Origin of the sequence: Acidithiobacillus sulfurivorans, assembly GCF_018853815.1 — a bacterium.
Taxonomy (GTDB): Bacteria; Pseudomonadota; Gammaproteobacteria; order Acidithiobacillales; family Acidithiobacillaceae; genus Acidithiobacillus; species Acidithiobacillus sulfurivorans.
The window spans coordinates 23,293-29,677 of the sequence record NZ_JAAOMP010000034.1; the positions used below are offsets into that span (position 1 = coordinate 23,293).

At 54.3% G+C, this 6,385-nt stretch carries 9 protein-coding genes; 1 reads left to right on the forward strand and 8 read right to left on the reverse strand.

Annotated features, from left to right (window positions below; all coding sequences use genetic code 11):
- Positions 1-3: 3 nt before the first annotated feature.
- The 7 genes from HAP95_RS03540 to HAP95_RS03570 all read right to left on the reverse strand — a co-directional run bounded on the left by HAP95_RS03540 (position 4) and on the right by HAP95_RS03570 (position 5,416).
- On the reverse strand, positions 4-774 hold the full coding sequence (locus HAP95_RS03540; protein WP_215882986.1) for an MBL fold metallo-hydrolase: 771 nt from the start codon (positions 772-774) through the stop codon (positions 4-6).
- A complete protein-coding gene (locus HAP95_RS03545) occupies positions 771-1,544 on the reverse strand; it encodes a TatD family hydrolase (RefSeq protein WP_215882987.1) in 774 nt (257 codons plus the stop codon). The genes HAP95_RS03540 and HAP95_RS03545 overlap by 4 nt, the downstream gene beginning before the upstream one ends.
- A gap of 139 nt (positions 1,545-1,683) precedes the next feature.
- Complete coding sequence (rlmB, locus tag HAP95_RS03550; protein WP_215882988.1) at positions 1,684-2,433, reverse strand: 23S rRNA (guanosine(2251)-2'-O)-methyltransferase RlmB; 750 nt, start codon at positions 2,431-2,433, stop codon at positions 1,684-1,686.
- A 3-nt stretch (positions 2,434-2,436) separates the two neighbouring features.
- Positions 2,437-2,898: a hypothetical protein gene (locus tag HAP95_RS03555; RefSeq protein ID WP_368356544.1), complete on the reverse strand. Its 462-nt coding sequence runs from the start codon at positions 2,896-2,898 to the stop codon at positions 2,437-2,439.
- Positions 2,899-2,905: 7 nt separating this feature from the next.
- Positions 2,906-3,325, reverse strand: coding sequence for a hypothetical protein (locus HAP95_RS03560; RefSeq protein ID WP_215882989.1), 420 nt, complete (start codon positions 3,323-3,325; stop codon positions 2,906-2,908).
- Positions 3,326-3,417: 92 nt separating this feature from the next.
- The gene (locus HAP95_RS03565) at positions 3,418-4,455 is read right to left on the reverse strand and encodes an AI-2E family transporter (protein ID WP_368356545.1); all 1,038 of its coding nucleotides are present in this window, start codon (positions 4,453-4,455) and stop codon (positions 3,418-3,420) included.
- A 34-nt stretch (positions 4,456-4,489) separates the two neighbouring features.
- Positions 4,490-5,416: a PHP domain-containing protein gene (locus tag HAP95_RS03570; protein ID WP_226832519.1), complete on the reverse strand. Its 927-nt coding sequence runs from the start codon at positions 5,414-5,416 to the stop codon at positions 4,490-4,492.
- A gap of 38 nt (positions 5,417-5,454) precedes the next feature.
- On the opposite strand from HAP95_RS03570, the gene HAP95_RS03575 reads away from it, so the two are divergent.
- Positions 5,455-6,180, forward strand: a complete 726-nt coding sequence (locus HAP95_RS03575) for a hypothetical protein (protein WP_215882990.1) — start codon at positions 5,455-5,457, stop codon at positions 6,178-6,180.
- On the opposite strand, the gene HAP95_RS03580 is transcribed toward HAP95_RS03575, so the two are convergent.
- Positions 6,181-6,385, reverse strand: a 205-nt coding sequence (locus HAP95_RS03580; RefSeq protein ID WP_215882991.1) for a hypothetical protein, incomplete at its 5' end; no start/stop codon positions are given. It lies immediately after the preceding gene.

Genomic DNA, 6,385 nt, shown 5'->3' on the forward strand with positions numbered 1-6,385 from the left:
TATTTATGGCGCGGATGCTTGCTCAATCACCATACCATCAAAAGCCGGTACGATATCTGCCGGGAGTTCCGCAGCGAACTGTGCATAATCAATATCATGGGTCATATGGGTGAAAATGGTTTGGTCAGCGGCAATACGGCGGGTCCAATACAAAGCTTCCTCGACATTGAGGTGAGTCGGATGAGCTTCGTAGCGCAGGCAATCCAGAATCAGTAATTTCAGATTCTTGAGCAGAGCCAGGCTTTCGTCAGGAATTGATTTAAGATCGGTCAGATAGGCTACATCTCCGAAACGGAAGCCAAGAATGCATAATTTACCGTGCATGATAGGAATAGGCGTCACCTTGAGAGTGCCGAAAGTCTTTTCAGTATGGAAACGTTCCATGGATAAAGACGGTTTCGCCCAGGCCGCGTCGGGTGGCAAAAAGCAGTAGCGAAAACGACTTTCCAGCTCGCTGGCCGTACGTTCATCCGCATAACAGGGGATAATGATTTTCTGGGCAAAATTAAAGGCACGCAGGTCGTCAATGCCGTTGATGTGATCCGCATGAAAATGGGTATAAAGCACGGCAGTCAATCGCTGGACCTGGGCATCCAGCATTTGCTGGCGCAGATCCGGTCCCGTATCCACCAACAATACCGTACCCTCGTGTTCTACCAGAATGCTGGCACGACGGCGCCGGTTGTGCGGGTCCGTACTTCGACATACCGGACAGTCGCAGGCGATCACCGGGGTGCCCGCACTGGACCCTGTTCCCAGAAAAGTGATTTTCATGCGGCCACCGTCCGGGTAAAAAGATGATGAAAATTATCGGTTGTCTGTCGTGCCAGATCTGCAAACGACTCCGCTCTTAACTCAGCCAAAAATTGGGCGACATGACGAACATAAGCCGGTTCATTGCGTTTACCGCGCAGAGGCGTTGGCGCCAAATAAGGCGAATCCGTCTCTACCAGGAGACGATCTGCCGGCAATTTCCGGGCAACAGCTTGTAAGTCCAGCGACTTTTTGAAGGTCACTATACCGGAAAGGGAAATGTAAAATCCCAGATCCAGAACAGCACGGGCGAATTCCCAGTTTTCCGTAAAACAGTGGATGACCCCCCCGGAAGCGCGGGCATCTTCGCTCCGCAGTAACCCCAGGGTATCTGCTGCAGCTTCACGGGTATGGACAATAACGGGTTTTCCCGTCACCTTGGAGGCGGCAATGTGCCGGGCAAAGCGTTCCTGCTGCCAGCGCAAATCACCCTCACTCCGAAAATAGTCCAGCCCGGTCTCGCCAACGGCCACAACTTTTTCCGCAGATAAAGCGGCAAGCAGGTTTTCCATACTCGGGGTTTCGGCCTCTGGCTCATTGGGATGAACCCCGGCAGCAGCCCATATACCGGTATTTTCAGCCGCTAAAGCCTGGACGCGCGACCAATGTTTTTGCACCACGGCGGCGATCAGAATTTCCTGCACCCCGGCAGCTTGGGCACGTTCGAGAATGGCTGACCGATCTTCTGCAAAATCTTCAAAATCGAGATGGCAATGGGAGTCTACCAGCATTATTACACCTATTCAGAGGGTTCTCAGTGTTTTCTAACCGAGTCAGTCTAACAAAGTCAGGGCTGCATTTCCCGTTATAGTAACAACGGCAGAGGGCCTGAAGGCTTTGCCGCGACTTTGGCCCGCGCCGTTGTTGGGCTTAAACAATAGCCGACGTTTTCAGACTCTGGCGCTGACGGCTGGCTTCGAAAAGACAAATGCCCGTAGCTACGGACACATTGAGACTTTCAATGGCTCCGGCCATGGGTATGTGCGCCAGATAATCACAGTGTTCACGCGTCAGACGGCGCAGGCCCTTTTGTTCCCCACCCATGACCATCACCAGCGGCATGTTCAAATCCAGCTCATAAATACTTTGCGGTGCATCCCCGGCCATACCGACCAGCCAGAAACCCGCTTCCTGCAGGGAAGCCAGAGTCCGGGACAAATTGGTCACCGTGCAGACCGGCAGTCGTGAAGCCGAGCCAGCGGCAGCCTTGCGGACGGTAGCATTTACCGGGCAAGCATTGTCCTTGGGAAGAATGACAGCACTGACTCCAGCAGCCTCAGCGCTGCGCAAGCAGGCACCCAGATTATGAGGATCCAGCACGCCATCCAGCACCAGCAGAAAACCCTGACCATTCAGATCAGCGAGAATATCTGTAAAATCCGGCTCTGGATGTTGTAATAGTACGCCGGCAATACCCTGATGCTTATCCGTATTGAATTTGCGGGTCAGAGCAGCATGGCGCAACTCATGAACGGGTAAATTCAGAGCCCGGGCCTTTTCCAGAAGAGGCACGATTCTCTCGTCCGTGTGCCGCTCCGTGGCCACCCAGATTTCCTCTAACTCACCGGCATCCAGAGCAGCATGCACCGCATGTATCCCATAAAGTTGTTCCTTAGGCAAAAGTCACTCCGTCTTTGTTCCCAACAAAATATCCGGCCGACGTTCCGAGGGAGGGATAGTTGCGAGCCCGATACGCGCAAAAGCGGCCGATTCGGTTTCTGCCGGCAACACATCCCAACCAGGTAAATCCCGACAACAATCTACCCAGTTGGCGGGACCGGAATGAGCAATTTGCGCAAAACCCCAAGCGGGTTTTTCGACCTGATAAAACTTGACCGGAATGCCTTCGCTACTGATGGCTTCCCGACGTCCGGGTTCATACGAGACGAAAAGCGCACATGAACCCAGAATCAGATCCCAGCTTTCGGATGGCAAAACGCCTTCCCTGAGGAACTCCAACCTGGGTACGGGCCAAACTTTGCGGCGCAGAGGACCCGTTCGCTCCAGACGCCAGCCTGAAGCCCTAGCCCAGCTGAGTACCTCGGCTTCAAATGCCAACCAGTCGTCACGTCCGCAAACTGGCACGCGCTACTCAGAAACTGTCGAAAATGTCATCGACAATATTGTCTGCCACCGCGAATCCGGCACCCAGCCCCAATCCGGTCATGACATTTCCCAAAAAGCCGCCACCCATGCCCGGCTGTCCCTGCATGGGCCCATTCCATGGCCGTTGCTGCATATTGGGATTCATACCCTGTTGGTTCATGCCCTGCATTTGCATTTCCATCTGCTGAATCCGCTGCGCCATCTGCTGCATCATCATGCCGACATTCTGCTGTTGTTGCTGCAGGCTCATGGCCAAGCTCCGCAGTTCCATGTTGATTTCCCGGGCGGTGATGTTATCCGGAGCCAGGCTGTTCACCCGCCCGGCAACCTGCTGCAGAGCCTGCAGATTATTCTGCGTTTGTTGCTGCAATTGATTGTACTGTTGATCCAGCATTGTGTAGTCCATGATACGCTCCTGCTTCACGAGAAAACCTGATCATTAGATTGTCAAGATGGGTATATGTTCCTGCCGCATGTAATCCTGACACAAGCGAAAATTCATTCCTGGAGTCTTATGCGGCGCTCCCAGGCCCGCCATACACCACGTGCCAGCAGTACCAGAATAGGGCCGATAATCAACCCGATCAAGCCAAAGGCTTCGGCTCCACCGAGGATACTGAAAAATACCAGAAAAAACGGCGCCTGAGTCTGAGATCCGGTCAGTAACGGTCGAACAACCAGATCAGCCACCGTAATCACAAAAAAACCCCAACCCAGCACGGCCAGCCCGGCAATCCAGTGACCGGTGAAGGCCAGCCAAATGGTGGCAGCACCCACTACAGCGGTGGCCCCAAACGGTAAAGGTGAAATGAGCGCAGTAGCCACCAGCCACAGGGGCCAAAGTGCCAATCCCGCCAGAGCATAGGCAATACCGATGAACATGCCTTCAATGACTCCGACCCCAATCAGGCCGATCAATACGGAACGTGCCGCGTCCCGGCAGGCCGCCAAAAAACGGTCACCCCGATCCCGTCCCCAAAGCTGGGTGGTTCCCAGTCGCAAGGCTTCGGTAATACGTTCACCATGTAGGGCCAGCGCAAAAACCGTCAGGGCGGCAAAAAAGGTGTGCAGGGTAAATATCCAGAGTTGACTGAGAGAATCCGTAATAATGCTGGCATGCGCACTGATAAACGAAGACAAATAGGCCCCGTTCAGGGTACTCAGATGATAACGCAGCCAATGCCCGATATAGGGAATCTGCATCACTTCAGGGGGAACCATCACCAGTGAATCCCCGGACTGCCAGCGGGCAATCAGCAAGGCCACTTTGGGCAAAATGGTATCCACAATAATGACCGAAGGAATAATAATGATGGCCACCCAGGCGATGGCATGCACCAATGATCCCAACCAGCGCGGCAAATGAAAAGCTCGCTCCAGACGCAGCTGCCAGGGCCAGCCCACCGTGGTCAATACCGCCCCCATCAACAAAGGTCCGGTGAATGGGCTCAGGGTATAGGCAGCTCCGGCATAAATCAGCAGCAGCAAGCCCAGCCCCCAAAGCGCGTAGCGAGAATTTTCCTGTTCTTTAGGCACCAGCTTCCTCGGGGCAGTTACTGCAAATAGTCAATCAGTGGAAGTGAATGCCCGCTCTGGCCCAGACCGGCTCTACCCCGTCGGGCAGAGGGAGCAATTGACCAATGGCCGCATGACCGACATCCGGTCCATGAAAATCAGACCCCAGGGAACCCAGCATTTTAAGCTCTTTGGCAAGACGTCCCAAATGCTCGCGATCACCGGCAGCCTGACTACCGGAACACACTTCGAGACCCGCACCACCGGCCTCACGGAAAGCCGTCAACAAATTGCGCAAGCGGGTAGCACTGAGCTTGTAACGACCGGGATGAGCAACAATGGCAGAACCGCCCGCACTGTTAATCCACTGCACGGCTTCAGCCATGGGAATCCAGTCGCTCGGGACATAAGCCTTGCATCCACGCCCCAGATATTTGCCAAAAGCTTCACTGGCATCCGCACAATGTCCCTGACGAACCAGCCAGCGACAAAAATGACTCCGACCTACCATGCGACTACCCGCCATGGCTCGAGCGCCCTCTTCTGCGCCGGGAATTCCGACCTGTTCCAGCAAGCGACTGATTTCCGTAGCACGCCAATCGCGAAATGCCATGATCCGGGCCAGCCCTTCCTGCAAAACCGTATTTTCCGGATCCACAAAAAGACCCACGATGTGAATCCCCTGGGTTTCCCACTCACTGGAAACCTCCACCCCGGGAATCAGTTGAATGCCCAGTTCGGCAGCCTTGAGGCCAGCTTCCACCAATCCGGCGGTGTTGTCATGATCCGTCAAAGCCATAACCTGAACACCGGAATCATGAACCCGCTGAACCAGATCATGGGGCGTCATGGTGCCATCCGACGCCAGCGAATGCATGTGCAAATCGATGGGTGAAAACATTTTGCTCTGTTGCATAAAAAACCATTCCCGAGGTTGGCGGATACCTTCTGCTGCAGCATCCAGACTAATCCATGTTAGCATAACACGCAGAACTTCTTTGGGCATATCAGGAGGAAACCTTGGCTCTTATTCTCGACATCTCCGCAGCGCAAAAACGCTTTGAGCAATACACACAACCGGTTCTGGCAGCCTTTGCCAGCAGCGGAATAGCCACGGGAGAACAAATCACCCCACCCATGATTGTCGATGCCCTGAAACAACTATTCACGGTGTTAAGTAATGATGTATCGGGATGGGACCCCAGCCTGCCCGAGGATGAACCGGAGCGCATTGCCGACCTGAGTATCGGGCTGCTCATGGATCTGTCTACCTGGGCAGACCGACTGGGTGAAAAGCAAGCCAAAATTGCGCTGGAAATGATTACGGTCAGTATTGCCGCCTGGATTTGTACGCAACATGGAGCCATTCACACCCTGGAACCGGTCGTCAATGGCCTGGCGGTGCTGGCTAACAGCCATAATGATACAGAAGAACTCAAAACCCTGGCCCAGATCATGGGAGAAGTGGTGACCGCCGCATCGGCAGATTATGCCGCAGATCTGGATAGCGCCGACCCGCAACGGCCCTGGCGTATTTTACTGCTGAACTGGGGTATTACCGCGACTCGCGCCCAGGATACGGCAGAAATGCGCAAGGCTTTTGCAGCGCTCGCCCATCATTTACCTGCCGATGCCAACACCTTTTTTCAGGAGGGCCTGCAACAGGTCAACGGGGGAGATTATCCCGAAGCTGTGAAAACAGTGATGGCGGAAGCTGCCCAAAATGCTGGACACAGCTTGCATTAATCATAAAAAAAGCCCGGAGCAATCATGCTGCCGGGTTTTCAAGAAATCCTGAAAACGGCGGGTGGCCGGGAGGCTTTGTAGCGACTTTGGCCCGCGCCGTTGTTGTTCTTGGCGAAATCCTGCGCCCGTCAAGAGAGCTGTCTGAGCCCAAAGGGCGAGTTCTCTCCTGACAGCAGGATGAGCCTTAGAACAACAGGCAAGGGAC